This window comes from Nocardia sp. NPDC020380, from assembly GCF_044386975.1.
Lineage (GTDB): Bacteria > Actinomycetota > Actinomycetes > Mycobacteriales > Mycobacteriaceae > Nocardia.
Genome location: NZ_JBIRVQ010000013.1, coordinates 128,386 through 154,868, shown reverse-complemented (window position 1 = coordinate 154,868; position 26,483 = coordinate 128,386). Strand labels below are relative to the sequence as shown.

Below are 26,483 nucleotides of genomic sequence, written 5' to 3'. Positions count from 1 at the left end.
GGTCAGGCCGCGGTCTCGGCGAGCTGCTCGTGCAGGTAGGCGCCGACGGCGTCGAGGTTCGGGTTGCGGTAGAGGTCCTCCGGCGACAGGTCGATGCCGTAGCGCTCCTCGACCTCGATCAGCAGTGAGACCGCCAGGGCCGAATCGACGCCGAGCCGGTCGAAGTCCGCCTGCGGGTCGATCGCCGCCGCGGGCACTTCCATCAGGTCCGCCAGGTAGTCCCGGCACCAGGTCACGATGGCTTCCTTGCTGGTATCCACGGTGTTCCCTCTCTCAGGCAATGCGTTCTCTCAGGCAAGGCGTTTGGCGGCCATGCGGGCCTCGGACGGCAGCTTCAGGTCCCAGGCCAGACCGGTGGCGGCCAGCGTCCGGATCAGCCAGTAGCCGGGATCGAGCCGGTACCAATCGAGTCCGAACGACGGGGATTCGGGGAAGGCGTGGTGATTGTTGTGCCAGGACTCCCCCAGCGTCACCAGTGCGAACACGCCGCCGTTGCGGCTGTTCTCCCGGGAGTCGTAGGGCCGGGTGCCGAACATGTGCAGGAACGAATTGATGGCCCACACAATGTGTTCGAGCAGGAACATGCGGGCGAATCCGCCCCACAGCAGACCGCTCACCGCACCGGTCCAGCTCATGCTGATCAATCCGCCGAGCACGGCCGGAATCAGCAGTCCGAGCGCGACCCACCAGTAGTACTGCCGGGCGACGCGCACCAGCCGGCGATCCTTGATGAGATCGGGAGCGTAATGCACGATGTTCGGATATTCGTGGCGGCGCATCCACAGGAAGTGCGAATGCGCCAGCCCGCGCACGGCGCCCCGGAATCCGGTGCCGGACAGGTTCGGCGAGTGCGGGTCACCCTCGCGGTCACTGTATTCGTGGTGGCGGCGGTGCAGCGCGACCCAGGACACCACCGCGCCCTGACCCGCCATCGAACCGAGCACGACCAGGATGTCGACCACCCACGGCGCGGCCTTGAAGGTGCGGTGGGTGAACAGCCGGTGATAGCCGACCGTCACGCCGAGCCCGGTGACCAGCCACATCGCGAACAACAGCACGAATTCGAGCAGCCCGAACGGGCGGACCCAGAGGAACGCGAACGCCGCCACCGTGCCGATGATCGGCAGGACATCGAACAACAGGAAATGCCGCTGCTGCAAGCGGTGAATATAGGGATTGCTGATCGTCTTCTTGCGCGGCGCGGATTTCCAGGTGCCGAATGCCTCCGAGAAATCCCCGACCGACAGCGGATTGTCCTCGATCATGTATCCGAAGGTAATCACCGTTTTCCGGCCACCGAGTTCGAATTCCATCTGCCTGCAGTGCGATTCGTTCTCCCTATCGTCGCCGGCATCGGCCATCATGGGCTGATGAGCGACACGACCATCGAACTGGCCGCGGGCGACGCCCGGCTGAGCATCGACACCGGGACCGGGCGCATCACCAGCTTCCGGGTGGCCGGTTCCGACGTGCTCACGCCGGGGCCGAAGAACGGGGCCTTTCCCATGGCGCCGTGGTGCGGGCGCATGCGCAACGGGATCCTGGCCTGGGACGGCAAACAGTACGAGTTCCCGCGCAATGCCGAACCGCACGCCATGCACGGGACCGTGCGCGGGCATCCGTGGGAGGTGGCCGAGCGGTCGGGCACGCGCATCGTGCTCACCCAGAAACTCCAGGAGCGCTGGCCTTTTCCGGGCACCATCACGCAGTCGATCGAGCTGGCCGCCGATGCCGCTGCCTTCCGCATGACGATCGAGGCGCACGCCGAACCCTTTCCGGCGCAGGTCGGCTGGCATCCCTGGTTCGCCAAGCGACTGGCCACCGGCGGTGCGGCCCAGCTCGACTTCCATCCCGGCTGGCAGGAGGAGCGGGGTCCGGACTATCTGCCCGACGGCAATCGGATCACTCCGCTGCCCGGCCCGTGGGACGACTGCTTCGGCATGCCCGACGGCATCCACGCCACCCTCACCTGGCCGGGGGCCTTCGAGCTCACGGTGTCCAGTCCGCTGCGGTGGATCGTGGTCTTCGACCAGCCCGCCGACAGCATCTGCGTGGAACCGATGTCCGGCCCGCCGAACGGGCTCAACACCATGCCGTACACCGTGACGCCCGAGGCGCCACTGCAAGCCGAAATGAACTGGCAGTGGCGAGATCTCAGCGCGGGTGCTCCGCAGGCGTGACCGTGATGGCCGCGGCGGGACAGTCCCACGCGGCCCGCTCGGCTCGCTCGGCCTGGCCGGCGGTCACCTCGAGGGGGCCGCCGGTCAGTTGCCCGTCACCGCGCAGCGCGATGATGCCTTCGTCGTCGAGGGCGAAGACCTGCGGTGCGGTGTGCACGCAGTATCCGGAGCCCTGACACACCTCACGGTCGACTTCGACTCGGGTCCCGGCCATCTCGTCACCTCCTGCTGATCCGGACGGGCAGGCCGCCGTCGAGGGTGATGGAGAAGGTGGAGGCGTGCCGGGGCCGCCAGTCCGGCGGCGTCTCCAGGCGGTAGCGCTGGAAGATCAGTGTGAGCAGGAATTGGGCGTTCATATAGGCCATTCCGGAGCCGATGCAGTGATGTGGACCGGCGCCGAAGGGGATGAAGGCGGTGTTCGGGCGGGTCGGGTGGGAAGCGTCGGTGAAACGGGTCGGGTCGTACCGATCGGGGTCCTGCCACCAGCGTTCATCGCGATGCACCGTGTAGACCGGGGTGCCGATCAGGGTGCCACGCGGAATGTGGAAGCCGCCGAGTTCGCTGTCGCGCAGGGTGAGTCGCGGGTTCATGGGGTGGCCCTGCAATCGCTGGCCTTCGTCGAAACAGGCCTTGGCCCAGGTCAGCCGGGACAGATCGGCGAGTGCCGGTGTCACACCGCCGAGTTCGTCGATTTCCGCGTAGAGGCGTTGCGCCGGTTCGGGATTCACGCAGAGGTGTGCGAGCGTGTGCGACAGGGAGGCGACCACGGTCTCGTAGCCGCCGCCCATGAGCGCGATGAGTTCGGCGCGCAGATCGCGGCGCGACAGGGCGGTGCCGTCCTCGTAGCGGCTCTGCAGCAGCAGACCCAGTAGATCGGTGTCCTCGATCGGGCGGGCGGCGCGTTCGTCGATGAAGCCGCCCACCAGGGTGACCATCCGCCACACCGCCAGCGGCAGGTTCTCGGTGCCCGGAATCGGCAGTGGATTGGGCGGATTGGACAGGAACACTCCCGCGGCGACCGTGCGCATGAGCAGCCGCATATCCGCGTCCACCCGGGCGAGCTGCACATCGGTGAGCCGGGTGGAGTACATGGCGCGCAGGAAGGCCGGCAGGGTCACCTGCGCGATCTCGTGCTGCAGGTCCACGGTTTCGCCGGTGCCGGCGAAGCGATCCCAGCGTTCGATGCGGCGGGTGAACTCGTCGACGATGGTGTCGGCGATCCTGGCGAGGTGCTTGCGCCCGAACATCGGGGTGAGCATGCGCCGGCGCTGCCGGAAACGCTCTCCCTCCATCATCGGCAGCGCCGACCCGATGGTCCGCGCCACCGGGCGCTCACCAGGGCCGATCATGCTGAACCTGCCTTCGCGATTGTTCATCACCTCGTTGACCAGATCGGGATGGTTGATCATGACGAGATTCCAGGCCGGAATGGGCACCCGGAACACGTCACCGTGCTCGCGCGCCCAGCCGCGCACGGATTCGAAAGGGTCCCTGCGGAATTGGGGCAGCACACCGAGCACCGGCAGCCCCTTCGGGCCCGGGATGGCCGGGTCCAGTGCCCGGCCCAGGGTGCTCAGGCGGCGCCCGCTCATGCCCGCGTCTCCTGCGTATTGCCCTGCCACTGTTCGAGCTTGGTGATGTTGGGCATGGGCAGGTCGAAGCGGCGATGGGCATCGATACCGCCGCGCCCGAACCGGTTCAGCAGCGGGATCAGTACCCGCGCGGCCACCGAGGCCACCCGCATCACTTCGAGTCCCGGCGCCTTGATACCCAAGGGCGACAACTGGATTCCCATGTACACCATGTCCCAGTCGGTATCGATATGACTGATCCGGAAGTCATCGGTGAGCAGGTAGCGGTCCACGCCGATGAAGTTCAGGCAGCGCCCGGTCGGCGGGAAGACGATCTCGGTGCCGGGCAGTCGCAGCGGACCCGCCCAGCGGGTGATGCCGCGCCAGGGAATGAGCATGCGCAGCTGGCCGTGTGTGTAATCCAGGAACGGCAGGGCGCGCAGGCTGTCGTCCTGCGGATAGAAGGCCATGTCCGGGAAGGCTTCGAAGCAGGCAGCGCAGTTGGCGAGGGTCTCCTCGCGGCCGACGCGGATGTTCTGGAAGGTGGTGCTGTCGATGAAGTCGCACTCCTCGGCCATGCAGTCGCGTAGCCCGTCGACGTTCTGAGTTGCCCAGGCGTTCAGCCACTTCCGCCCGAATTCGGTGGCGCCGGTAATCGGGAAGCCGCGTTCGAGCGCTTCGGCCTCCTGCCGCTCGACCTTCTTCCAGAAGTCCGGGAGCAGGGCCTGGTAGCGCGGGTGCTCGGGAGACGGGCCGAGGTGATGGAAAGTCCTCATCAGGGGTGCCTTTCGAATCAAGAGGTGAGACGAAAGTACGCAGTTGTAACACCATAGGTCAAGGAATTGGTGCTAACTTGCAGTTCAGAGCGCGAACACTTTTAGATTTTCGTCTCAGCGAGGAGCGCCCGTGCCCAGCCGGTAATCTCACAGTCATGACCTTCCCGGGTGCCGACCAGTTGCTCGGCGCGGGCCTGCCCACCGCCGACGCCGATCAGCAGCGGCTGCTGGACGCGGCCCGCGCCGAATTCGTCGAGCGCGGCTTCCGGCGTACCTCGGTCGGCGATATCGCCCGCCGGGCAGGCGTTTCCAGGCCCACGGTCTACCGGCGGCTCGGCGACAAGGACGAGATCGTGCGGCAGGTCGTGGTGCGCGAGGTGGTGTCGTTCTTCGTCGCGATCAGCCCCCAGGTGCTCGGCAAGGACACCCCCGCCGAGAAGGCCATCGAGGCGTTCGTGCTCGGCGTGCGCGAATGCCGCCGCCATCCCCTGGTCGCGGCGCTGCGCCAGTTCGAGCCCGACACCTTCAACTCGTTCCTCACCGATGACGTCGCGAGCATGGAACCGGTGCGCGCCGCCATCGCCATGGCCATCGCGGGCGACGGGCTGCCCCTCGACGCCGCCCTGCGCGCCGCCGAGATGTTCGTCCGGGTGACCGCGTCCATGCTGCTGGTCACCAGCGAGCTGCTGCCCATCGACACCGACGAGCACGCGCGCTGGTTCGCGCAGACCTATTTCCCCCCGCTCATCGCGGCCTCGGCGGGACCCGGCCCGCACTGAATCCCCCGACCACGAGCGGCCCCGGCCACGAGGACCGGGGACCGCTTGCCGGGCAATCGATTACGCGAAGGTCACATTGGTGATCGGCACCGAGAGCGTGCGCGCCGAGTCCGACAGGCACGGGCCCGTGACGGCACCCGCGTCCGGTCCGGCCTGCTGGACGGTCATGGAACCGCCGTCCGAGGTGGGAACCGTATTGGTGGACGGCGGCGGGGTGGGGCCGCCGGCGACGTGGTACGGGCCGTTGGCGGTGGTGTTCTGGCCATTGCCCCAGTCCAGGTTGGCGTTCACCATGCCGTTGACATCGAGGCAGCTGCCGTTGCCGGTGAAGTCACCGGTGAAATGCGCTGTCTGACTGGGGGTTCCAGTGCAACCGGTCAGTTGACCGTCGATCTGCGCGGTCACCGGACCCTCGTTCATCCCGATCGGGTTGGTGTTCATGGTCAACTGCCCGCCCGAACACGATCCCGCCATGGCGGACGCCTGCGGCGCGGCGATGCCGACCAGCGAACCGGCGGCGACGAGTCCCACCGCGAGCGCGGCGAAACGACTGATGCTCATGACTAGCCTCTCTCCAGAAGTGATGGGTACATCCGAAGCGGGAAATGTCGCATGACCTGCGGCAATTCCCCGGCAATGCGATAGCCGCGGGCTATCGTACAGATACCGCCCGGAGCCCATTCACAGCCGGCGCATAGGTACGGCACAGCAACCGTCCAGTCATATGATCGAGGCTGGGACGATGCCCACCACGACCACCGCGAACAGTCCCATCGAACGCACGAGCATGCGCCGGGCGGACGGCACCGCTATCAGCGTGCTGGTCGTCGACGACGAACCCGCGCTGGCCGAACTGGTCTCCATGGCCTTGCGCTACGAGGGCTGGGAGGTCAGCACCGCCGCCGACGGGCGCACCGCGGTCACCGTCGCGCGCGAGGTGCGCCCGGACGTGGTCGTGCTGGATCTGATGTTGCCGGATATGAGCGGGCTGGAAGTGCTCGCCCGCTTGCGGCAGCAACTCCCGCAGTTGCCGGTACTGCTGCTCACCGCAAAGGATTCCGTCGAAGACCGGATCGCCGGATTCACCGCGGGCGGCGACGATTACGTGACCAAGCCGTTCAGCCTCGAAGAGGTCGTGCTGCGCCTGCGGGCACTGCTGCGGCGCACCGGAGTGTCGGGCCCCGACAGCGGCGCCGAAATCGTGGTCGGCGACCTGATTCTCGACGAGGACAGCCACGAGGTCACCCGCGCCGGCGAGCAGATCGTGCTCACCTCCACCGAATTCGAGCTGCTGCGCTTCTTCATGCGCAATCCCCGGCGCGTATTGAGCAAGGCGCAGATTCTGGACCGGGTGTGGAGCTACGACTTCGGCGGGCGCTCGAACATCGTCGAACTCTATGTCTCCTACCTGCGCAAGAAGATCGACAGCGGACGCGAGCCGATGATCCACACCCTGCGCGGCGCCGGATATGTCCTCAAGCCCGCGAGCTGACGCCGCGCGCCGGATCCGGTCGCCGCGGCGCTGGTCACTGCGCGCCCGGCTGCTCGTGGGTCAAGTGCTGCTGCTGGTGATCGTGGTCGTCGGTATCGGCGCCGCGACCGAGGCTGCGCTGCACCACTTCCTGGTGCGTCAGCTCGATACCGGGCTCGTCGATATCGAGCAGCGCTCGCTCGGCGCGGCGGGCGGCGGCCCCAGCCTCGGCCCGCCCCCCGGCACCGGCGCGGCTCCCGCACAGCCGCCACCGCCGCTGCCCGATCTCAGCGGCGGCCCCGGACCCGATTTCATGAATCTGCGTGGCCTGCAACCCGATACCGTCGGCGCGCTCGTCTCGAACGGGCATGCCACCGCGAGCCGGATACGCAGCGACGGCAGTCAGGTGGCGCTCTCGGCCGCGGCGGAGGGGCAGCTGTCGCGGGTCGGGCCCGGGCAGACCGTCACCATCGATCTGGACGGGCAGGGCAGTTATCGTCTTGTCGCGCAATCGACCTGGTCCGGCGACACGGTGATCACCGGGCTGCCGATGGCTTCGGTGGACGCCACGCTCACGCAGGTGCTGCTGATCCTGCTGATCGTCACCGTCGTGGTGCTGATCGTGGCGATCAGCGCGGGCATCTGGGTGATCCGGCGCGCGCTCGCGCCGCTGGATCGGGTCGCGAGCACCGCGGCGCGGGTGGCGGATCTGCGCCTGGATCGCGGGGAAGTCGCACTGCCCGTGCGGGTTCCGGCCGCCGACGCCGATCCGCACACCGAGGTCGGGCGCCTCGGCGAGGCCATCAACCGCATGCTCGATCACATCACCGACGCGCTCTCCGCCCGCCACGCCAGCGAGACCCGCGTACGCCGCTTCCTCGCCGACGCCAGCCACGAACTGCGCACCCCGCTGGCCGCCATTCGCGGGTATGCCGAACTGGCGCAACGGGAGCCGGGCGCGATACCCGCCGGGATGGCCACCGCCATGGGCCGGGTCGAATCGGAATCCAAGCGGATGACGACGCTGGTGGAGGACATGCTGCTGCTGGCCCGCCTGGATTCCGGGCGCGGACTCGAGCACGCCGCGGTCGATCTCACCCAGCTGACCGTGGACGCGATCAGCGATGCGCACATCGCCGGACCCGGGTTGCGGTGGGAACTGGAGTTGCCGGCGGAGCCGGTGGTCATCGACGGCGATGCCGCGCGCCTGCATCAGGTGCTGGCCAACCTGCTCGCCAACGCACGCATTCACACCGGCCCGGGCACGACCGTCGCGGTGGCGCTCGCGGGCGACGGTGCCGGCGGCGCGGTCTGGCGCATCACCGATGACGGGCCGGGCATTCCGGCGGAGTTGCAGCCGGAAGTGTTCGAGCGCTTCGCCCGTGGCGACTCCTCCCGCTCCCGGCGGGCGGGCAGTACCGGACTGGGCCTGGCGATCGTCGCCGCGGTGGTGCAGGCGCACGGTGGGCAGATCGCGATCGAAAGCGCGCCGGGGCGAACCGAATTCACGGTGCGATTGCCGGGATCGACCATGGAACCGCCTTGCGCACCGGACGCGGAGCCGTCGGTTACCTGCCACGAACCCGGTCGCCATACACAGCGGGCACATAGCTTGGACCAATATTCCGCCCACATCGCGGCCGAAGAATCGTCGCCATGACTACCGCTACCCTCGATACTCCCGCGCGGGAGCAGCCGGCCGCGGCGGGCCCGGCAACCGTATGGCGTATCCGCGGCGCGTTCTGGGCACTGCTGGCCACCACGGGTGTGCTCTACCTGTGGGGGCTGAGCAGATCCGGCTGGGCCAACGACTTCTACGCCGCCGCCGTGCAGGCCGGCACCCAGAACTGGAAGGCGCTGCTCTTCGGATCACTGGATGCCGGCAATGCCATCACCGTCGACAAACCGCCCGCCGCCATGTGGGTGATGGGATTGTCGGGCCGGGTGCTCGGGTTCAGCTCGTTCTCCATGCTGCTGCCGCAGGCGCTGATGGGCGTGGCCTCGGTCGCGCTGGTGTACGCGGCGGTGAAGCGCTGGAGTGGCCCGACCGCCGGACTGCTCGCGGGTGCGGCGCTGGCGCTGACTCCCGTTGCGGCGCTGATGTTCAAGTTCAACAACCCCGATGCACTGCTGGTGCTGCTACTGGTCGGGGCCGCCTACTGCACCGTGCGCGCCACCGAGAACGGCAGTGGCCGTTGGCTCGCCGGGGCGGGCGTGTGCGTGGGGTTCGCTTTCCTCGCGAAACTGATGCAGGCCTTCCTGGTGCTCCCGGCGCTCGGACTGGTGTTCCTGATCGCGGCGCCGATCGCCCTGCGGGGCCGCATCTTCCGGCTGCTGGGCGCCTGCCTCGCCATGGTGATCTCCGGCGGCTGGTTCGTCGCACTGGTGAGTCTGTGGCCCGCGGATTCCCGGCCCTACATCGGCGGCTCGACCGACAATTCACTGCTGCAATTGGCGCTCGGCTACAACGGACTAGGCCGCGTCCTCGGCGGCAATGGTGACGGCGGAGGAGGCGGCGCCCCGCACGGCGGCCCCGGCGGCGGCAACACCATGTTCGGCGGCAGCAGCGGAATCACCCGCCTGTTCGGCGCTTCCATGGGCACCGAGATCTCCTGGCTGCTACCCGCCGCACTGATCGGCCTGCTGGCCGGACTGTGGCTCACCCGCCGCGCACCCCGCACCGACCACACCCGCGCCGGACTCGTGCTCTGGGGTGGCTGGCTGCTGGTGACGGCCGTGGTCTTCAGCTACATGCAGGGCATCATGCACCCGTATTACACGGTGGCGCTCGCACCCGAAGTCGCGGCAGTGGTGTGGATCTCGGTGTGGGCCTTGTGGAAGGCACGCGAATCCCTCTGGACTCGAATAGCTCTCGGCGCCATGCTGGGTGCGACGGGCGTGTGGAACTACATCCTCCTGGATCGCACGCCCGACTGGTATCCGGCGCTGCGCTGGATCATCCTGATCGGCTCACTGGTGACCGCCGTGATCCTGGCGGCGGGCGTCCACCGCCTCGGCAGGCTCACCGCCGTAATCGCCTCTGCCGCACTGCTCTTCGGGTTCGCCGGCAGCGCCGCCTACACCGTCGACACCGCCCTCACCCCGCACACCGGCGCCATCCCCACCTCCGGTCCGAGCAAGGGTCACGGTATGGGCTTCCCCGGCGGCGGGCCGGGCGGCGCAAGTAGCGACAACGCGGCCTTGGAAAGCCTGCTGACCGGCACCCACGACCGCTGGTCCGCGGCAGCGATCGGCTCCATGCAAGCCTCCGGCCTCGAATTGTCCACCGGCACTTCGATCATGGCCATCGGCGGCTTCAACGGCGGCGATCCCTCCCCCACCCTCGCCCAGTTCGAGCAATATGTAGCCAACGGGGACATCCACTACTTCCTCTCCGGTGGCGGCATGGGCGGTTCCGGTGGCGGCGGCCGGCCCGGCGACACTTCCGGTGCCGGAAACGCACCCGGTGATCCGGCCGCGCCCGGTGCCCGCGGCGGCGAAATGCCCGGCACACCAGGCGGTTCGCCGGACGGCAAGGCCGGTGATCACGGCGGTATGGGCGGTTTCGGTGGCGGATCCGCCAATGCCACCGCCATCACCGCCTGGGTGAAAGCCCACTACAAGGCGACCACGGTCGACGGCACGACGGTCTACGACCTCACTTCCCCGACCACCTCCTGAACGCCGGCACACCAGTCACGATCACGCTGGCGAGCGGCCCCGAAGCCACCCGGGACCGCTCGCCGTGCGCTGATCTCGCTGCGGCACTGCCACTTCCGCGCCCGGCGAGCGCGATCAGCATGCCGCGGAAAGCTAGCTCGCGGCCGCTGATGCGTGTCCGCGCGCTCCTTGTGCGAGTTCAGCGGCGAATGCTCGGACCGCGTCTGCTCCGGCCTGGGCGTCTGGGACATCGAGGAGCGTCTTCACCAGTGCGGAACCGACGATCACACCGTCGGCGAACTCCGCTACGGCGGCGGCCTGTTCCGCGGTGGAGATGCCGATGCCGACGCAGACGGGCAGGTCGGTGGCCGCGCGGATGCGCTGTACCAGCGCCCTCGCGGCCTCGCCGACCGACTTGCGCGAGCCGGTCACTCCCATCAGGGCCGAGGCATAGACGAATCCGGAACCGGCCGCGGTGATCTCGTGCAGCCGCTCGTCCTCGCTGCTGGGTGCGACGACGAAGACGGTGGCGAGGCCACGGGCGGTGGCGTGTTCTCGCCATTCGGCCGATTCCTGCACCGGCAGATCGGGCAGAATGCAGCCCGCGCCGCCGGCCTCGGCCAATTCGGTGGTGAAGCGCTCGATGCCGTAGCGGGAGATCGGATTCCAGTACGACATCACCAGCACCGGTTTGCCCGTGGCCGCATATACCTCACGCACGGTGCGGATGACGTCCTTGATGCGGGTGCCGCCGCGCAGGGCGATATCGGCGGCGGTCTGGATGATCGGCCCGTCCAGCACCGGATCACTGTGCGGCAGGCCGACTTCGACGATATCCGCACCGCCCGCCAGTATCGCGGTGAGCGCCGCGATGCCGCCCTCGACGGTCGGGAATCCGGCGGGCAGATACCCGATGAGCGCCGCGCGATCTTCCCGCCGCGCGGCGGCGAAGGTCTCGGCCAGCAGTGTGATGTTTCCGCTCATGTCACAGTCCCCCGTCGATCGCAGCCGCATCCCGGTCGCTGAAATAGCGGGCGGCGGTGTCCATGTCCTTGTCGCCCCGGCCGGACAGATTGACCAGGATCAATCCGTCCTCCCCGAGTTCGCGGCCCACTTCGAGCGCGCCGGCCAGTGCGTGCGCGCTCTCGATGGCCGGAATGATCCCCTCGGTCCGCGACAGCAGCCGAAACGCCTGCATCGCGGCATCATCGGTGATCGGCCGGTACTCGCCGCGGCCACTGTCGTGCAGATACGCGTGCTCGGGGCCGATGCCCGGGTAGTCGAGTCCCGCGGAGATGGAGTGCGCCTCGGTGATCTGCCCCTCGTCGTCCTGCAGCACGAAAGACCGGGAACCGTGCAGGATTCCGGGTTCGCCCGCCGACAGCGAGGCCGCGTGCCGTCCGGTCTCCACCCCGTCCCCGGCGGCCTCGCAGCCGATGAGCCGCACGTCCGCATCGTCGAGGAAGACGTGGAAGAGGCCGATCGCATTGGATCCGCCGCCGACGCAGGCGATGGCCGCGTCGGGCAGTCGCCCGGCCCGTTCCAGGAGCTGGCGGCGCGCCTCCACGCCGATGACGCGCTGGAAGTCGCGGATCATCGCCGGGAACGGGTGCGGCCCGGCCACGGTGCCGAAGATGTAGTGCGTGTCCTCGACATTCGCGACCCAGTCGCGGAAGGTTTCGTTGATGGCGTCCTTCAAGGTGCGCGAGCCGGTGGTCACCGGAACGACCTGCGCGCCCAGCATTTCCATGCGCGCCACGTTCAGCGCCTGCCGCTGGGTGTCGACTTCGCCCATGTAGATGACGCATTCGAGGCCGAACAGCGCGCACGCCGTGGCGGTGGCGACGCCGTGCGAGCCGGCGCCGGTCTCGGCGATGACGCGCCGCTTGCCCATGCGCCGGGTGAGCAGCGCCTGGCCCAGCACATTGTTCACCTTGTGCGAGCCGGTGTGGTTGAGGTCCTCGCGCTTGAGGAAAACCCGTGCGCCACCGGCATGTTCGGCGAATCGGGGCGCCTCGGTGAGCGCGGTCGGCCGGCCGGCGTAGTTGGCGAGCAGGCCGTCGAGCTCGGCGAGGAAGTCCGGGTCGGTCTTGGCCTTCTCGTAGGCGACGGCGACCTCGTCCACGGTGGCGACCAGCGCCTCCGGAATGAACTTGCCGCCGAAGTCACCGAAATAGCCTCGGGCGGTGGGGAATCGGCCCGGCGCGGCCGGGACGAAGAATTGACTGGTCATGGTGGGACATGCTCCTCGACCGGGACGCAGGTCCCGGTGGTCAGCTGATGGGGGTCACGAGAACGCGCCGCTGGGCGCGTCGTGCCATCGCATGCCGTTGACCTGACCGGGCTCGGAGCCGATCACATACCGCACCCTGCGTCCGTGGACCCGCCGTGCGGGCGCCCGGCAGCCACGCGGGCGGCAACCCGGGGCGAGACGGACGGCAATGGGCATGCCGCGATCCTAACCCATTTCTCAGGTACGCCGTGTTACTGTTATTGCAGCGCCACTGCAATAAGGCAGGGCGCGGTAATTCCACCGATCGAGAACGGACCTGAACGTTCGCTATTGGTGCCAGCAGATGCCCGACCACAGGTGGCGACATTGGAGTTCGACGAGCAGACCCGGCCCACAGCAGCTGATATGTGGGGGAAGTTCAGGGCACTCGGCGGTCTGCAGCACCTTCTGGACAGCGCCGCGCCGGCCGTCGGCTTCCTGCTCGGCTACGGCATCTGGAACGCGAAGATCGGCGTCCTGATCGCGCTGGCCGTGGCCGTCGGGATCGGCGCCTACCGCCTGCTGCACGGTGATTCGATCAAGGTCGTCGCCATCTCGGTCGCGGCCGTGGCGGTGTTCTCGCTGTTCGTCGGCATCACCGGCGAAAGCCGCGGGTTCTATCTGCCGGACCTGCTGGTCAGCGCGGCGGGCACGCTCGCATTCGGCATCGCCGCGGTGACCCGGCGTCCGCTGAGCCATTGGCTCTGCCGGCGTATCGGCCTGGAACCGGCCGAGACCGCCGATCCGGCCGCACGTTTGCGGCTGCATCGCCGGGTCACCCTGGCCTGGTTCGTGTTCTGGGCGCTGCACCTCGTGGTGATGGTGCCGCTGTATACGGCGAACCAGGTGGTCATCCTGGGTTCCGTCGCCCTCGTCCTCGGCAAACCCGCGCTCGTGGTGATGCTCGCCGCGACCTGGCTGTGGGTGCGCCGGTCTCTCCATTCCGCACAAGAAGTAACTCCGAACAGGAAGGTGTCCCGATGACCGCAGCTACCGAACCCAGTAGCTATATCGTCGACCAGAACCAGCGCGTCGCCGCCGAACTGCCGTTCGCCGACACCACCGATCAGGACGACGCCGACCGCGGCTTCATCGCGGCCCTCGAACCCGGCGTGGTGCGCGACGCCGACGGAAATGTGGTCTGGGACAACGACTCCTACGACTTCCTCAACGGCGCCTGCCCCGCCAGCGTGAACCCCAGCCTGTGGCGGCAGGCCGGGCTGAACATCCGCCAGGGCCTCTACCAGGTCACCGACCGCATCTACCAGATCCGCGGCCTGGACCTGTCGAACATGACGATCATCGAGGGCGATACCGGCGTGATCGTGATCGATCCGCTCATCTCCGCCGAGACCGCCAAGGCCGGCATGGACCTGTACTTCGCCAACCGCGGGCAGCGCCCGGTCACCGGCATGATCTACACCCACTCGCACGTCGACCACTTCGGCGGCGCCATGGGCGTGATGACCGCCGAGGACGCCGAATCCGGCCGCATCCCGGTGATCGCGCCCGCCGGCTTCCTGGAACACGCGGTGGCCGAGAACGTCTACGCGGGCACCGCCATGACCCGCCGGGCCACCTACATGTACGGCGCGGTCCTCCCCCGCGGCCCGAAGGGCCAGGTCACCGCGGGTCTCGGCCAGACCACCTCGACGGGCACGGTCACCCTCATCGCGCCCACGGTCGACATCACCGAGACCGAGCAGGAACTCACCGTGGACGGGGTGCGGATCGTCTTCCAGATCACCCCCGGCACCGAGGCGCCCTCGGAGATGAACTTCTTCTTCCCGGACATGCGCGCACTGTGCATGGCCGAGAACGCGACTCATACCCTGCACAACCTGCTCACCCTGCGCGGCGCCCTGGTGCGCGACCCGCACGCGTGGTCGCAGTACCTCACCGAATCGATCAACCTGTTCGGCTACGACTCCGATGTCGTGTTCGCCTCGCACCACTGGCCGACCTGGGGCACCGAGCGGCTCATCGGCTACCTGTCGGTGCAGCGCGACCTCTACGCCTACCTGCAAGATCAGACCCTGCGCCGGCTCAACCAGGGCTACGTCGGCGGCGAGATCGCCGAAATGATCGAGCTGCCACCGGCAATCGAGAATGCCTGGCACGCCAAGGGCTACTACGGCTCGGTCTCGCACAATGTGAAGGCCATCTACCAGCGCTACATGGGCTGGTTCGACGGCAACCCCGCACACCTGTGGGAGCACCCGCCGGTCGAATCCGCCAAGCGGCACGTGGAATTCATGGGCGGCGCCGACGAGGTACTGCGCAAGGCGCGCGTCGCCTTCGACAACGGCGACTACCGCTGGGTCGCGCAGGTGATCAACTACGTCATCTTCGCCGATCCCTCGAACGAGGCCGCGAAAACCTTGCAGGCCAGCACCTTCGAGCAACTCGGCTACGGCGCCGAGAACGGCCCCTGGCGCAACTTCTATCTCATGGGCGCCTACGAACTGCGCAACGGCAGCGTCGGCACACCCACCAAGGCCAATGCCCCCACCATGGTCGCCGCCCTGACCATCGACCAGGTCTTCGACGCCTTGTCGCTACGCCTGGACGGCCCCAAGGCCTGGCACGAAAAGGCCATCAGCGACTGGCATTTCACCGATGAGAAGCGCCTGCACCGCCTGGAACTCCGCAATGGCGTTCTGGTGCACTACGACCGCCGCAGCGGCGACAAGCTCCCCCCGGCGGACGTCACCTTCACCCTGACCCGGCAGGCCCTCATCGGTGTCCTACTCGGCGGTCAGGACCTGGGCGCCACCCTGCAGTCCGGCGCCATCAAGATCGACGGCGACGCCCAGAGCTTCGCCAAACTCATCACCCTGTTCGACGAGCCGGACCCGGGCTTCAACATCGTCACCCCCTGACGATCGAGCTCATTCCCCGATCCGCGCGATGGTCTCGGCCACCCGCTCCAGATGATCGGTCATGGCAAGACGAGCAGCCTCCGCCGACCCGGCTTCGATCGCCCGCACGATGGCCTCGTGCTCGCGATCGGAGTCGGCTCGCCGATGCTGCGTCAGATTCAGAAACTCCGACTGCACATCCAGCGCCCGCCGAGTGTCGGCAACCATCGACTTGAGCATGGCGTTCCCGCTCGCGGCCGCGATCGCGGTATGCAGTTCCCCATCCAGCCGCACCCATTCGCGAGCATCGCTGGTCTCGCCCAGCTTCTCCAGCAACGCGAACAAGTGCCGCAACTGATCGGGCCGGCGCCGCTCGGCGGCAAATCCGGCAGCCGGTATCTCCACCAGCCGCCGCGCCTCGATCAGATCCCGAGCATCCACCCCCGCGAAACTCAGCTGCGAACTCTCCTTACTAGAGATGACGAATGTGCCCCGCCCCGTCCGAGTTTCGGTGAGCCCCAGAATCGCACAAGCATGCAGCGCCTCCCGCACCACCGGCCGGCTCACCCCGAACTCCTTCGCGAGCGCGATCTCCCCCGGCAGCCGATCCCCGACCGCATACTCCCCGCTGTGAATCAGGCTCTTCAACCGGCGAAAGACCGCTTCCGTAGCGCCGATGCGCTGCACCTGTCCTTCTTCCACCGTCACGAGCACAGTATGCATTGACATCGAGTGTGACCCCTATTACGGTTCACCTGTCTTACAGCCTGACAGCCTTACTGCCGGTGCGTTCGTATCCGCGCCTGCGAGGGCTGGATGCGGCTCCCGGAAGGTTTGAAGGATCTCCATGCAGCACGACTCAGTGACGAGTCCACCGGTCACCACGCCGGCGCCCCCGATCGACGCAGGCGACCTCGGGTATCAGAAGCACCTGCGTAAACGCCATATGCGGATGATCGCCATCGGCGGATCGATCGGCACCGGCCTGTTCCTGGGCGCGAGCGGACGCATGGCGCTGGCCGGGCCGTCGCTGGCCCTGGTCTACATCGTGTGCGGGATCTTCACTTTCATGGTCGTGCGCGCTTTGGGTGAGCTGGTCATGTATCGGCCCTCGTCGGGTGCGTTCGTCTCGTATGCCCGCGAGTTCCTGGGTGAGCGCGGGGCGTACTCGGTGGGGTGGCTGTACTTCCTCAACTGGTCGACCACGCTGGTCGCGGATATCACCGCGGTCGCGCTGTATGTGCACTACTGGTCGTTCTTCGTGCCGGTGCCGCAGTGGGCGCTCGCGCTCATCGCGCTGACCGTGGTGGTCGCGCTGAATGTGGTGTCGGTCAAGCTGTTCGGTGAACTGGAGTTCTGGTTCGCGCTGATCAAGGTCGGGACCATTGTGCTGTTCATGGCGGTGGCGATCGGATTCATCGTCACCGGAACGCATATCGGCGGGCATGCGCCGGGGATCTCGACCATCACCGACAATGGCGGCATCTTCCCGCGCGGGCTGGCGCCGATGCTGACCATCGCGCTGGGCGTGGTGTTCGCGTTCGGCGGCACCGAGATGATCGGTGTGGCCGCGGGCGAATCCGATGATCCGAAGGCCGTCGTGCCCAAGGCCGTCAACTCGATCATGTGGCGGATCATCCTGTTCTACGCCGGATCGGTGGTGCTGTTCACGCTGCTGCTGCCGTGGACCGCGTACTCCGCGGCGGAGAGTCCTTTCGTCACGGTGATGAGCAGGATCGGTGTGCCGCATGCCGGTGACGTCATGAACCTGGTGGTGCTCACCGCCGCCATGTCCAGCCTGAACGCGGGCCTGTACGCGACCGGTCGCACGCTGCGCTCGATGGCCGTGGCCGGCACCGCGCCGCGTTTCGCCGCCCGGATGAACCGCAATGGTGTTCCGTACGGCGGCATTCTGATGACCAGTGCGGTCGGCATCGCGGGTGTGGTGCTGAATCTGCTGATGCCACAGAAGGCCTTCGAGATCGTGCTGAATCTGGCCGGGCTCGGCATTGTCGGCACCTGGGCGTCGATCATGATCTGCCACTGGATCTTCGTGCGCCGCGCCGAGCGCGGCGACTACCCGCGGCCGGACTTCCGGTTGCCCTTCGCACCGGTGCTCAATGTGCTGACCCTCGGCTTCCTGGTCGCGGTGGTGGTGCTGATGTTCTTCGACGGCGATATCGGGCGCATCACGCTGGTGGTGTTCGCGGGTGTGGTCGTCGCCATGGTGGCGGGCTGGTTCCGGGTGCGCGGCCGGCTGAATCAGGAGGTCCTGCAGTGAGCAGTCCCGCAACCATTCTCGCGGCTCCGGACGTGACCACCCTGCGTGTCGGCATTTTGTACACCGGCGGCACGTTCGGCATGGTCGATCGGGGCGACGGATTGCACCCGCGCTCGGGGATCGATGACGAGATCACCGAGGTGGTGGAGGATTTCGCCGCGGCGACCGGTATCGATGTCGTGGTGCGCTACACCGAATTCGACGATGTCATCGACAGCGCCAATGCCGATCCCGCCACCGCCTGCCGGATCGCCGCCCGGGTGCGCGCGGATCTCGGATCGACCGCGCCCGACGGTGTCATCGTCATCCACGGCACCGACACCATGGCCTACGCCGGTGCGCGCATCGCGTTCGAGCTGCACGATGTCGAAGTTCCGGTGGTACTCACCGGTGCGCAGATACCGCTCGGTCATGTCGGCAGCGATGCCAGGGACAATCTGTTCCTGGCCCTGAATTCGATTGCCGCGCAGCCCGGTCCGGGCACCTTCATCGCCTTCGGTACCGCCCTGCACCCGGCCGTGCGCGCCAGCAAGCGCAGCTGCGACGGGTACGACGGGTTCGCCACCCTGTGCGAGCTCACTCCCCCGGCGGCCCGGCCGGCGATTCCGGCGCCGCGAGACCTGCGCGAAACCCCCGCGCCCGTCGGCCTTTTCGCGGTGTTCCCGGGAGTCGACATCGATCTGCTCGACGCCGCCCTGCGCATCTATCACGGCGGTGTGGTGCTCGAATGCTACGGCTCGGGCACCATGCCCCTCGACGGCGGCCGGACCGTCGAGGCCATCCGCCGCGCCACTCGGCGCGGTACTCCGGTCGTCGTGATCACCCACTGCGACAGCGGTGCGGTCGATCTCGGCCGCTACCAACCCGGTCGGGCGATGCTGGAGGCGGGCGTCATCGGCGGGGCGGACCTCACTCGCGAGACGGCGCTGGCCAAGCTCGCGTACCTCACCGGGCTCGGGCTCACCGGCTCGGAGCTACATCGCTGGATGACCACGAATCTTCTCGGCGAAATCTCGAATTCCCTTGCTCATCAATGAATTACCCGTCAATTGATAACCGCATGGAGACGCTCGTGAACAACACTCGCACGGAAACCGATTCGCTCGGCAGCCTGGAAGTGCCCAGGAAGGCCTACTGGGGCATTCACACCGCACGCGCGCTGGACAACTTCGCCATCTCCGGCGATGCCATCGGCCGCTACCCGGCGCTGATCGTCTCGCTGGCCGCCGTCAAACAGGCTGCGTGCCGCGCCAATCGGGAGCTGGGCCTGCTCGATGATCGCCGCGCCGATGCCATCGAGGCGGCGTGTGCCGAGATCCGCGGCGGCGCACTGCACGATCAGTTCCCGATCGATCCGATCCAGGGCGGTGCGGGCACCTCGACGAACATGAACGCCAACGAGGTCATCGCCAACCGGGCCCTGGAACTGCTCGGCTTCGAGCGCGGCGCCTACGCCGAGCTCGATCCGCTGGATCATGTGAACCTCGGCCAGTCCACCAACGACGTCTATCCGACCGCCGTCAGACTCGCTGTCGTGCAGCACATTCGGCTGCTGGTGGCCGCGATGGGCCGGTTGACCGGTGAGTTCGCCCGCAAGTCGGCCGAGTTCGCGGATGTGCTCAAGATGGGCCGCACCCAGTTGCAGGATGCGGTGCCGATGACGCTGGGCCAGGAGTTCGGCACCTTCGCGGTCATGCTGCGCGAGGATTGCGCCCGGCTGGAGGAGGGCATCGCGCTGCTGCGCGAGGCGAATCTGGGCGGCACCGCCATCGGCACCGGCATCAACGGTCATCCGCTGTATCCCGCGCTGGCGTGCGCGCAGTTGAGTGAGCTGACCGGTGAGCAGGTCGTCTCGGCCGAGAATCTGATCGAGGCCACCCAGGATTGCGGCGCGTTCGTGCAGATCTCCGGAATTCTCAAGCGGGTGGCGGTGAAGCTGTCCAAGACCTGTAATGATCTGCGCCTGATGTCCTCGGGCCCGATCACGGGTCTGGGTGAGATCAATCTGCCGCCGGTGCAGGCGGGTTCGTCGATCATGCCGGGAAAGGTCAATCCGGTCATTCCGGAAATCGTGAATCAGGTGGCGTTCGAGGCCATCGGTTCGGATCTGACGGTCACCATGGCGGCGGAGGGCGGGCAGTTCCAGCTCAACGCATTCGAACCGATTATTGGTTACAGCCTGCTGCGCACCACCGCGCATCTGACCGCGGCGGCCGATACCCTGGCCACGAAATGCGTCAGCGGAATTACGGCAAATCGGGAACGCCTCTATGACAGCGTGCATCGCTCGATCGGAATTGTCACCGCACTGACCCCGCATATCGGATATGCCGCAAGTGCCCGAATCGCCAAGCACGCCTTGCAAACCGGACAGCCGGTGGCCGAGGTCGCGACCGAACTCGGCCTGCTCGCACCCGAGACCGTGCGCGCGCTGCTGGCGCCGCATCGCCTGGCCGGATTGCCCAGTCCGACCCCCGCCTGACGCGCGGCTCGCCTGGTCATCGCAACTTGCGGCAAATCGGCAACGGGACCGGATAGTTTTTTTGGTATGTTCGGCGCGGTAACTCCACCGCATGCCGAGTATTCGCCAAGTCTCGCCCGGCAGGCGTCGGGCGGGGCCGGGCGTGGATACCGCAGTGTCGCTTATCCCCGCACAGTGGGGTGCCGCAAGCTTACGAATGGTCTCGAGCAAGGAGTGTTGGCCTTGTCGTTTCGAACAACGCGGTCGGTCAGAACAGTCTGTGCCGCTGCGGCGTCCGTCGTCGCGGTCGCCGCAGGGGTGCTGTCCGCCACTACCGGTGCACCCGAGGCTGCCGCCGCGCCCGGCGGCTGCCCGGACATCAATGTCATCGCCGTTCCGGGTACCTGGGAGACGTCCGACAGTGACCCGCGTCAGGGCATGCTGTCGCTGGTCACCCGTGGTCTGCCCGGCAATGTGCAAACGGATTACGTCAGCTATGCCGCCACCGCCCTGCCCTGGGAGGGTGCGGTCTACGGTCGCTCCGAGCACGAAGGCGTCACAAATGCCCGGGGCATGATCTCCGCCATGGCGGCCCGCTGTGGCAATACGCGTTTCGCCTTGGTCGGTTACAGCCAGGGCGCGAATGTGGCCGGGGACGTGGCCGCCGAGATCGGCACCGGGATCGGGGCCATTCCGCCCGATCGGCTGATCGCCGTCGGCCTGTTGTCCGACCCGCGCCGCTCCCCTACCGACGCGCTGATCGGCCCGCAGGTGCCGGGCGTCGGTGCCGGGGGTGCCCGGGTGGGTGGCTTCGGCTGGGTGAGCCCGGTGGTCCGAACCTTCTGTGCGGCGGGCGATTTGTACTGTTCCGTCCCCACGGACGATCTCGCCGGGCGTTTTGCCGGCTGGGCCACCGAGCTGTCCGCGCCCGATCTGCTGCAGGTCCCCAACTACGTCTACAACTTCAACTCCATCCTCGGCGAGGCCCTGGTCCCCGGCTGGCAGTCCATCATCACCGCCCCGCAGGACGATCCGTCCAGCAAGCAGTGGACCCGGCAGATCCAGGACTTCCTCTCCTCTGGCGTGCACCAGTCCTACCCGCGTTATGTGGTGGACAGCAATGGCACCACCGCCACCACCTGGCTGCACAACTGGCTGTCGGATCTGGCCAGTCACTGATCGATGCAGGCCAATGGGCCCGGCACCGATTTTCGGTGCCGGGCCCAATTGTTTGCGGGCCTCAGCCGATATCGCCGAAGAACTGGTAACCGGTGGGATCACCGGTCATCTTCCAGTGCAGGCCCTGCAGCAGGAAGCACGCCACCAGGTTGGTGCCGGCGAAGGCCAGCAACACCATCGGAGTAACCCGGGCCGCGGCGCGCAGCCCCGACGAGGTAGCCGCGAGCGGTTCGGCGAACTGGGTCAGGAACAACGCGACGGCGGCGGCGAATGCGGCGGCCACGAAGGTGATCAGCGCCCAGGTGTACAAATGCAGGCCGAACAAGGCGCCGGCATAACCGGGGTCCGGCGGCACCACATGCATGAGCACCTGTGAGGCCGACACGATGCCGCCGAGCAGGGCGGCCATGATCGACCAGCCCCAGCCCGCCGCGAATTCGCGAGTGGTCACCGAGCCGGTGCGCGAACGCACGATGATCCACACCGGGCCGATCGCGGTCAGCAGAAAGAACATTCGCTGCAGCAGGCACATCGGGCACGGGTACTCCCACAACCCGAACTGGAAGAAATACGCTCCGGCCAGGGTGCCGCAGATACCGAGCACATAAGCGTGTGCGAACCACAAACCGAGTCGATGCGAAAGGCTGCTCATCTCGCGCCTCACAGTCCGATTCCGAACGACCGGCCCACGACGTGCGGCAGAAAAGCCAGCACCGCCAGTGCCAATGTGCCCGAGCACAATGCCATCACCTTGGGCTGCGGCCAATTTCGGACCACGCCCACCACGCACAGCACGATCAACGCAAAAAGTAGGGTGTACACAACGACCTGATTTCATCGGATTCCTGTTTCACCCTCGACTCTGCCCGCGCGCGTTGCCGTGAGGTAGCCACTGCGAACCGATGTACCCATAGATTCGATCTATGGGCTCGGGGTATCAGGCGCGAAGTTCGAGATCTATTGCGCCGGTGAGGAGTTGACGCGCCGCATCCAGGGTGATCGAGGCGCTGTGCCAGCGTTCGCTGAGCCCTTCGACGAGGGCGGTGAGCCGTATGGCGGCCGCGGCGGCATCGACGCCGGGACCGACCGCGCCGGAGTCCTGCGCCTGGCGGATGAGCAGTTCGACATCGGCGTTCCAGGACTGCGTGGTGCTGCGCAGGGGGTCACGCAGGTCGGGGTTGAAGACCGCGCTGGCACGCAATTCCCCCCAGGCGATACTGGTTTCGCGCACCTCGTCGCTGTCCTGCAGTTCGAGCAGCAGCATCCGCGCCACCTGCGTGCGCGGATCGGCGATCTCGGCGAAGGCCCTGTCGGTATAGCCCTGCGCCCGGTGGTTGATGTGCTCGAGGGCCGCGTGCAGAACGCCGGCCCGATCCTTGAAGTGGTAGTAGATCAATGCCGTGGACACTTCGGCCGCGGCGGCGAGCTTCTCTATCCGCAGTCCGCGCACGCCATCCTGCGCGATGACACGGACTGCGGCTTCCAGGATCTGGGTTCGACGTTCCGACACGGTTCCTCACAGTAGGGGTGAGCCGGCTAGGCGGGCTCTTGCTGGGTGGTGCAATGGATGCCACCACCGCCGGCGGCGATGCCGTCGATATTGATCTGCACCACCTGACGCCCCGGGAACAGGCGCTCCAGCGTCGATTTCGCGGCGGTGTCGGTGTCCGGATCACCGAATTCGGGGCCGATGACCGCGCCGTTGCAGACGTAGAAGTTGATATATCCGGCGGCGAAATCCTCGTCGGCGAACTTCTCCCGCACCGTCGAGGGACCTTCGAGCACCTCGACCTGCAGCGCGCTGCCGTGCACATCGGTGGCCGCGTGCAGGATGTCGAGGTGGCGGCGCGTCACGTCGTAATCGAAAGAGTCCGGGTCGTTTTCGAGTCCGGCCACCACCACGCCCGGGCTCGCGAAGCGGGCGTAGAAGTCGGTGTGGCCGTCGGTGATGTCCTGGCCGGCGATGCCCGGCAGCCAGATCACCTTCTTGACGCCCAGCAGGTGGTCGAGTTCGGCCTCGACATCCTGTTTCTTCCAGCCGCGGTTGCGATTGTTGTTGAGCACACAGCTCTCGGTGATGATCGCGGTGCCCTGTCCGTCGACCTCCAGCGCGCCGCCCTCGAGCACCAGATCGGTGTGCACCGTCTCGACTCCCGCACGGCCGGTGACGAATTGGGCCACCTTGGCGTCATTGCGGTGCTGCTGCTTGCCACCCCAGCCGTTGAAGTTGAAATCCACGCCGGCCTTGGTGTTTCCGTTCTTCACGAACACCGGTCCGGTATCGCGCATCCAGAGATCGTCGAGTTCGGCGGCGATCAGTTGCACGTTCGCGTCGCCGATGAGCGTCTTGGCCTGCCCCATCTGCCCCGGGGAGACCAGCATGGACACCGGCTCGAACCGGGCGATGGTGGTGGCGATGCCGGCCAGGTTGCGTTGCACCTCGGGCACCAGGTTCGCGCCCCAGATGCGTTCGCCGGCGGCGAAGGCCATCCAGGTGCGGGTGTGCGGCTGTCCCTCGTCGGGCATCAGCCAGGTCCTTCCGTCGTCGTGCTCGCCGCTGGGGCCGCCGCTGCCGAACGGCAGGCTCTTGTCGTTGCAAGCGGCGAGCAGCACACTGCCGAGCGCGGCCATAGAAGTCTGGACGAACGTCCGTCGTCGCATTTCCATGTCTCCTCTGTTCGCCCCTCGCAGACCAGGACTCTAGGTCCTGACTAAAAAATTAGTCAAGGTGACAGGCGTCGACGTGACCCATTTCATGCAGTATTGCTATCGCTCCGATTATGCCTGGCCGGAGGTCCCGGACATCAGGTCGTAGCAGTAGTCCACCCAGGTGGTGACGAATCGATCCCGGTCGACGCCGAGCGGGGGCTGCGAATACGTCCATTGCGTGCGCGCGTAGTTGAAGACCGCGCCGATCATGACGGCGGCGGAGGCTTCCGGATCCCGGGCGGGGTGGCTGGTCTCGGCCGCCCAGCGGCTGGTGAACTGCACGGCCGCCAGGTGCGCGGCGTCGATGAGGTTGACGCGGAAGTGGTCACGCAACTCCGGGAATCGATCGCCGTCGCGTTCCACCACGCGGAACAGGTCGCGCTGCTGTTCGATCGCACCCAGCAGCCAGCGGCAGACAAGGGTCAGTTCGGACCGGAGATCGCCCAGCGGCAGTAGCCCGAGCACGGCCGCCTGGCCCTGCGAGATCTCGCGGATGTGGGTGTCCACCGCCGCGGCGAGCACTTCCTCCTTGGACTGGAAGTGCCGGTAGAAGCCGCCGCCGCGGGGCGCCAGGCCGGCGTCGCCTTCGATATCGCCGACGGTGGTGCCCGCGAAGCCCTTGTCCGCGAACAGCTTCAGGGCGGAGTTCAGCAGTCGCTCGCGGGTGGATCCGCCGCTCTCCCCCGCTGCGGTGACGGCGTCGGGTGACGGCGTTCGCTCGGTCTTCGGCGGAGTTCGTTTCGGCATTCGGCCATTATCGCCCGGCGTCCGAGCGCGGCCCGCCAGGCATTGACCATGCCATCAAGTGATTACTAGAATCATCATCGGATTGCACGGCTGGCATCGACAGCCACACCTCACCCACTCAGGGGGTTCCCGTGACCAAGAAGAATCTGACCGCGTCCATCGATATCGACGCAGCGCCCGAACAGGTCTGGGGCATTGTCTCCGATCTGAAGCGCATGCCCGAATGGAGTGACCAGTGCCGGCTGATGCGGCCGCTGGGCCGGGTCAGGGTCGGCGCCCTCACCGTCAATATGAACCATCGCGGCCGCCGCTACTGGCCCACCGTCTCCAGGATCGAGCGTTTCGAGCCCGGTCACGCCATCGCGTTCCGCACCCTGTCCAACGACAGCGTGTGGCATTTCGAAATCACGCCCACCGCAACCGGTTCCACCGTCGTCCACCGCCGCACGGTGCCCCCGCACGGCACCAAGTGGATCTCGTACACCATCGTCGATCACTGGCTCGGCGGCGAGGAGACCTTCGATATCGAGATGGAAGAAGGCCTCAACAACACCTTGCGGCGGATCAAGGCGGCCCTCGAGCATCGCCCCGCCGGAATCCGGCCGCGCACTGTGTGAATACCAGCGGCCCGACCGGGTAGTGCGTGAGGACGACATACGGACGCGCGACCTCCCGGAAAGGACTCATCATGCTGCGGCGAGTTGCTCATCCCCTGTTGGCGGCGGTTTTCGTCGTCGACGGAATCGATACGCTGACCAATCCCGAACCGCGGGCGAAGGCGGCGACGGAACTCGTACACCGCGGGGAGACGCGGCTGCCGCCCAAGCTGGCGGCCTATCTGCCCGACGACCCGCTGCAGGCGGTCCGGATCAATGCCGCGATCCGGATCGGCGGCGGGGCGCTGCTCGCACTGGGCAAACTACCGCGGCTCTCGGCGGTCGTGCTCGCCGCGACCATCATTCCCTCCGCACTGACCGAGGACGATTACTGGAGCGAGCAGAGCCCGGAGCGGCGGGCCGCGAAACGCACTTCCCTGCTCAAGGATGCGAGCCTGCTCGGCGGCCTGCTGATCGCCTCCACCGACCGCGAGGGCCGGCCCTCGCTGGGCTGGCGTGGGCGGCGGGCGGTTTCGCGCCTCCGCAATGAATCCTCGCCGCCGCGTGAGCGTTTGGCCGATATCGCCGACTTCGCGAAGGACCACGGCCCCGAACTCGGTGCCGCACTGCGGGATCAGGGCGGAAAGCTCGTCGAGGTCACCCGCGATCTCGGCGCCCAGGTGGGTACGGTAGCGGCCGACCGGGGCGGAAAGCTCCTCGACGCAGCCCTGGAACGTGGCGGACAGGTCGCCGAAATCGCCCGCGAGCGCGGCGGACAGTTCGCGGAAGTCGCACGTGAGCGTAGCGAGCAACTGGCCGAGGTGGCCCGCGAGCGCGGCGAACAGCTCGCGGATGTAGCACGCGAGCGCGGCGAACAGCTGGCCGACGCCACGCGCGAGGCGACTCGCGACGCGGCATCGCGCGTGCGCTGACGATCGCT

28 protein-coding genes are annotated in these 26,483 nt (G+C 67.3%); 13 read left to right on the top strand and 15 right to left on the bottom strand.

Going from position 1 to position 26,483, the window contains the following annotated elements; genetic code table 11:
- Positions 1 to 2: 2 nt before the first annotated feature.
- Together ACH438_RS32890 and ACH438_RS32885 are read right to left on the bottom strand one after the other, a co-directional pair.
- Positions 3 to 260 (bottom strand): acyl carrier protein, encoded by a 258-nt coding sequence (locus ACH438_RS32890; RefSeq protein WP_397012368.1) that lies wholly within the window; start codon positions 258 to 260, stop codon positions 3 to 5.
- 30 nt (positions 261 to 290) lie between these two features.
- Positions 291 to 1,265, bottom strand: coding sequence for an acyl-CoA desaturase (locus ACH438_RS32885; RefSeq protein ID WP_397012366.1), 975 nt, complete (start codon positions 1,263 to 1,265; stop codon positions 291 to 293).
- 105 nt (positions 1,266 to 1,370) lie between these two features.
- On the opposite strand from ACH438_RS32885, the gene ACH438_RS32880 reads away from it, so the two are divergent.
- Entirely contained in the window at positions 1,371 to 2,180 is an 810-nt protein-coding gene (locus ACH438_RS32880) for an aldose 1-epimerase (protein ID WP_397012364.1), read from the top strand.
- On the opposite strand, the gene ACH438_RS32875 is transcribed toward ACH438_RS32880, so the two are convergent.
- Genes ACH438_RS32875 through ACH438_RS32865 form a run of 3 tightly spaced genes read right to left on the bottom strand, consistent with a single transcriptional unit; the run spans position 2,155 to position 4,527 of the window.
- The gene (locus tag ACH438_RS32875; protein ID WP_397012362.1) at positions 2,155 to 2,394 is read right to left on the bottom strand and encodes a ferredoxin; all 240 of its coding nucleotides are present in this window, start codon (positions 2,392 to 2,394) and stop codon (positions 2,155 to 2,157) included. The genes ACH438_RS32880 and ACH438_RS32875 overlap by 26 nt on opposite strands.
- Before the next feature lie 4 nt (positions 2,395 to 2,398).
- Complete coding sequence (locus ACH438_RS32870) at positions 2,399 to 3,772, bottom strand: cytochrome P450 (RefSeq protein ID WP_397012360.1); 1,374 nt, start codon at positions 3,770 to 3,772, stop codon at positions 2,399 to 2,401.
- Entirely contained in the window at positions 3,769 to 4,527 is a 759-nt protein-coding gene (locus tag ACH438_RS32865; RefSeq protein ID WP_397012358.1) for a nuclear transport factor 2 family protein, read from the bottom strand. The genes ACH438_RS32870 and ACH438_RS32865 overlap by 4 nt, the downstream gene beginning before the upstream one ends.
- Positions 4,528 to 4,682: 155 nt before the next feature.
- On the opposite strand from ACH438_RS32865, the gene ACH438_RS32860 reads away from it, so the two are divergent.
- Positions 4,683 to 5,306 (top strand): TetR/AcrR family transcriptional regulator, encoded by a 624-nt coding sequence (locus ACH438_RS32860; RefSeq protein WP_397012356.1) that lies wholly within the window; start codon positions 4,683 to 4,685, stop codon positions 5,304 to 5,306.
- 60 nt (positions 5,307 to 5,366) lie between these two features.
- Here the strand turns inward: ACH438_RS32860 and ACH438_RS32855 are convergent, their stop codons facing one another.
- Positions 5,367 to 5,867, bottom strand: coding sequence for a hypothetical protein (locus ACH438_RS32855; protein ID WP_397012354.1), 501 nt, complete (start codon positions 5,865 to 5,867; stop codon positions 5,367 to 5,369).
- A gap of 226 nt (positions 5,868 to 6,093) precedes the next feature.
- On the opposite strand from ACH438_RS32855, the gene ACH438_RS32850 reads away from it, so the two are divergent.
- The 3 genes from ACH438_RS32850 to ACH438_RS32840 are packed head-to-tail and all read left to right on the top strand — an operon-like array spanning position 6,094 to position 10,458.
- Entirely contained in the window at positions 6,094 to 6,798 is a 705-nt protein-coding gene (locus tag ACH438_RS32850; RefSeq protein WP_397012704.1) for a response regulator transcription factor, read from the top strand.
- The gene (locus tag ACH438_RS32845) at positions 6,776 to 8,437 is read left to right on the top strand and encodes an ATP-binding protein (RefSeq protein ID WP_397012352.1); all 1,662 of its coding nucleotides are present in this window, start codon (positions 6,776 to 6,778) and stop codon (positions 8,435 to 8,437) included. Before ACH438_RS32850 ends, ACH438_RS32845 begins: the two co-directional genes overlap by 23 nt.
- Positions 8,434 to 10,458 (top strand): ArnT family glycosyltransferase, encoded by a 2,025-nt coding sequence (locus tag ACH438_RS32840; RefSeq protein WP_397012350.1) that lies wholly within the window; start codon positions 8,434 to 8,436, stop codon positions 10,456 to 10,458. Before ACH438_RS32845 ends, ACH438_RS32840 begins: the two co-directional genes overlap by 4 nt.
- Before the next feature lie 132 nt (positions 10,459 to 10,590).
- Here ACH438_RS32840 and trpA read toward each other — a convergent pair whose 3' ends face one another.
- The 3 genes from trpA to trpM are packed head-to-tail and all read right to left on the bottom strand — an operon-like array spanning position 10,591 to position 12,886.
- Complete coding sequence (gene trpA / locus ACH438_RS32835; protein WP_397012348.1) at positions 10,591 to 11,421, bottom strand: tryptophan synthase subunit alpha; 831 nt, start codon at positions 11,419 to 11,421, stop codon at positions 10,591 to 10,593.
- A gap of 1 nt (position 11,422) precedes the next feature.
- On the bottom strand, positions 11,423 to 12,670 hold the full coding sequence (trpB, locus tag ACH438_RS32830; RefSeq protein WP_397012346.1) for a tryptophan synthase subunit beta: 1,248 nt from the start codon (positions 12,668 to 12,670) through the stop codon (positions 11,423 to 11,425).
- 54 nt (positions 12,671 to 12,724) lie between these two features.
- Positions 12,725 to 12,886: a tryptophan biosynthesis modulator TrpM gene (gene trpM / locus ACH438_RS32825; protein WP_397012344.1), complete on the bottom strand. Its 162-nt coding sequence runs from the start codon at positions 12,884 to 12,886 to the stop codon at positions 12,725 to 12,727.
- Between the two features lie 141 nt (positions 12,887 to 13,027).
- Here trpM and ACH438_RS32820 point away from each other — a divergent pair, with 141 nt between their 5' ends.
- Positions 13,028 to 13,693, top strand: a complete 666-nt coding sequence (locus ACH438_RS32820) for a DUF3159 domain-containing protein (protein WP_397012342.1) — start codon at positions 13,028 to 13,030, stop codon at positions 13,691 to 13,693.
- Complete coding sequence (locus ACH438_RS32815) at positions 13,690 to 15,591, top strand: alkyl/aryl-sulfatase (RefSeq protein WP_397012340.1); 1,902 nt, start codon at positions 13,690 to 13,692, stop codon at positions 15,589 to 15,591. Before ACH438_RS32820 ends, ACH438_RS32815 begins: the two co-directional genes overlap by 4 nt.
- 9 nt (positions 15,592 to 15,600) lie before the next feature.
- On the opposite strand, the gene ACH438_RS32810 is transcribed toward ACH438_RS32815, so the two are convergent.
- Positions 15,601 to 16,293: a FadR/GntR family transcriptional regulator gene (locus ACH438_RS32810; RefSeq protein WP_397012337.1), complete on the bottom strand. Its 693-nt coding sequence runs from the start codon at positions 16,291 to 16,293 to the stop codon at positions 15,601 to 15,603.
- A 124-nt stretch (positions 16,294 to 16,417) separates the two neighbouring features.
- Between ACH438_RS32810 and ACH438_RS32805 the strand changes: the two genes are divergently transcribed.
- The 4 genes from ACH438_RS32805 (at position 16,418) to ACH438_RS32790 (ending at position 21,491) form a co-directional block, all read left to right on the top strand.
- Entirely contained in the window at positions 16,418 to 17,851 is a 1,434-nt protein-coding gene (locus ACH438_RS32805) for an amino acid permease (RefSeq protein ID WP_397012335.1), read from the top strand.
- Positions 17,848 to 18,888 carry an asparaginase domain-containing protein gene (locus ACH438_RS32800; protein ID WP_397012333.1) on the top strand — a complete coding sequence of 347 codons (1,041 nt, stop codon included), beginning with the start codon at positions 17,848 to 17,850 and terminating at the stop codon, positions 18,886 to 18,888. The genes ACH438_RS32805 and ACH438_RS32800 overlap by 4 nt, the downstream gene beginning before the upstream one ends.
- A gap of 23 nt (positions 18,889 to 18,911) precedes the next feature.
- A complete protein-coding gene (locus ACH438_RS32795) occupies positions 18,912 to 20,333 on the top strand; it encodes an aspartate ammonia-lyase (protein WP_397012331.1) in 1,422 nt (473 codons plus the stop codon).
- A 222-nt stretch (positions 20,334 to 20,555) separates the two neighbouring features.
- Entirely contained in the window at positions 20,556 to 21,491 is a 936-nt protein-coding gene (locus tag ACH438_RS32790) for a cutinase family protein (RefSeq protein WP_397012329.1), read from the top strand.
- 61 nt (positions 21,492 to 21,552) lie between these two features.
- Here ACH438_RS32790 and ACH438_RS32785 read toward each other — a convergent pair whose 3' ends face one another.
- The 5 genes from ACH438_RS32785 to ACH438_RS32765 form a co-directional block, all read right to left on the bottom strand.
- Positions 21,553 to 22,143: a disulfide bond formation protein B gene (locus ACH438_RS32785; protein WP_397012327.1), complete on the bottom strand. Its 591-nt coding sequence runs from the start codon at positions 22,141 to 22,143 to the stop codon at positions 21,553 to 21,555.
- Between the two features lie 8 nt (positions 22,144 to 22,151).
- Positions 22,152 to 22,313: a hypothetical protein gene (locus ACH438_RS32780; RefSeq protein WP_397012325.1), complete on the bottom strand. Its 162-nt coding sequence runs from the start codon at positions 22,311 to 22,313 to the stop codon at positions 22,152 to 22,154.
- Between the two features lie 115 nt (positions 22,314 to 22,428).
- Positions 22,429 to 23,001, bottom strand: a complete 573-nt coding sequence (locus tag ACH438_RS32775; RefSeq protein WP_397012323.1) for a TetR/AcrR family transcriptional regulator — start codon at positions 22,999 to 23,001, stop codon at positions 22,429 to 22,431.
- Between the two features lie 26 nt (positions 23,002 to 23,027).
- Positions 23,028 to 24,152 (bottom strand): agmatine/peptidylarginine deiminase, encoded by a 1,125-nt coding sequence (locus ACH438_RS32770; RefSeq protein ID WP_397012321.1) that lies wholly within the window; start codon positions 24,150 to 24,152, stop codon positions 23,028 to 23,030.
- A gap of 117 nt (positions 24,153 to 24,269) precedes the next feature.
- Entirely contained in the window at positions 24,270 to 24,947 is a 678-nt protein-coding gene (locus ACH438_RS32765; protein WP_397012319.1) for a TetR/AcrR family transcriptional regulator, read from the bottom strand.
- 131 nt (positions 24,948 to 25,078) lie between these two features.
- On the opposite strand from ACH438_RS32765, the gene ACH438_RS32760 reads away from it, so the two are divergent.
- A complete protein-coding gene (locus ACH438_RS32760) occupies positions 25,079 to 25,564 on the top strand; it encodes an SRPBCC family protein (RefSeq protein WP_397012317.1) in 486 nt (161 codons plus the stop codon).
- Between the two features lie 71 nt (positions 25,565 to 25,635).
- Positions 25,636 to 26,475: a DoxX family membrane protein gene (locus ACH438_RS32755; RefSeq protein ID WP_397012315.1), complete on the top strand. Its 840-nt coding sequence runs from the start codon at positions 25,636 to 25,638 to the stop codon at positions 26,473 to 26,475.
- Positions 26,476 to 26,483 lie beyond the last annotated feature (8 nt).

Coding starts and splice junctions, on each gene's coding strand:
- ACH438_RS32865 (WP_397012358.1), bottom strand. CDS start 4,527: ATGAGGACTTTCCATCACCTCGGCCCGTCTCCCGAGCACCCGCGCTAC.
- ACH438_RS32880 (WP_397012364.1), top strand. CDS start 1,371: ATGAGCGACACGACCATCGAACTGGCCGCGGGCGACGCCCGGCTGAGC.
- ACH438_RS32810 (WP_397012337.1), bottom strand. CDS start 16,293: ATGCATACTGTGCTCGTGACGGTGGAAGAAGGACAGGTGCAGCGCATC.
- ACH438_RS32870 (WP_397012360.1), bottom strand. CDS start 3,772: ATGAGCGGGCGCCGCCTGAGCACCCTGGGCCGGGCACTGGACCCGGCC.
- ACH438_RS32805 (WP_397012335.1), top strand. CDS start 16,418: ATGCAGCACGACTCAGTGACGAGTCCACCGGTCACCACGCCGGCGCCC.
- ACH438_RS32770 (WP_397012321.1), bottom strand. CDS start 24,152: ATGCGACGACGGACGTTCGTCCAGACTTCTATGGCCGCGCTCGGCAGT.
- ACH438_RS32850 (WP_397012704.1), top strand. CDS start 6,094: ATGCGCCGGGCGGACGGCACCGCTATCAGCGTGCTGGTCGTCGACGAC.
- ACH438_RS32795 (WP_397012331.1), top strand. CDS start 18,912: ATGGAGACGCTCGTGAACAACACTCGCACGGAAACCGATTCGCTCGGC.
- trpB (WP_397012346.1), bottom strand. CDS start 12,670: ATGACCAGTCAATTCTTCGTCCCGGCCGCGCCGGGCCGATTCCCCACC.
- ACH438_RS32815 (WP_397012340.1), top strand. CDS start 13,690: ATGACCGCAGCTACCGAACCCAGTAGCTATATCGTCGACCAGAACCAG.
- ACH438_RS32875 (WP_397012362.1), bottom strand. CDS start 2,394: ATGGCCGGGACCCGAGTCGAAGTCGACCGTGAGGTGTGTCAGGGCTCC.
- ACH438_RS32860 (WP_397012356.1), top strand. CDS start 4,683: ATGACCTTCCCGGGTGCCGACCAGTTGCTCGGCGCGGGCCTGCCCACC.
- trpA (WP_397012348.1), bottom strand. CDS start 11,421: ATGAGCGGAAACATCACACTGCTGGCCGAGACCTTCGCCGCCGCGCGG.
- ACH438_RS32785 (WP_397012327.1), bottom strand. CDS start 22,143: ATGAGCAGCCTTTCGCATCGACTCGGTTTGTGGTTCGCACACGCTTAT.
- ACH438_RS32765 (WP_397012319.1), bottom strand. CDS start 24,947: ATGCCGAAACGAACTCCGCCGAAGACCGAGCGAACGCCGTCACCCGAC.
- ACH438_RS32845 (WP_397012352.1), top strand. CDS start 6,776: ATGTCCTCAAGCCCGCGAGCTGACGCCGCGCGCCGGATCCGGTCGCCG.
- ACH438_RS32885 (WP_397012366.1), bottom strand. CDS start 1,265: ATGATCGAGGACAATCCGCTGTCGGTCGGGGATTTCTCGGAGGCATTC.
- ACH438_RS32840 (WP_397012350.1), top strand. CDS start 8,434: ATGACTACCGCTACCCTCGATACTCCCGCGCGGGAGCAGCCGGCCGCG.
- ACH438_RS32855 (WP_397012354.1), bottom strand. CDS start 5,867: ATGAGCATCAGTCGTTTCGCCGCGCTCGCGGTGGGACTCGTCGCCGCC.
- ACH438_RS32755 (WP_397012315.1), top strand. CDS start 25,636: ATGCTGCGGCGAGTTGCTCATCCCCTGTTGGCGGCGGTTTTCGTCGTC.
- trpM (WP_397012344.1), bottom strand. CDS start 12,886: ATGCCCATTGCCGTCCGTCTCGCCCCGGGTTGCCGCCCGCGTGGCTGC.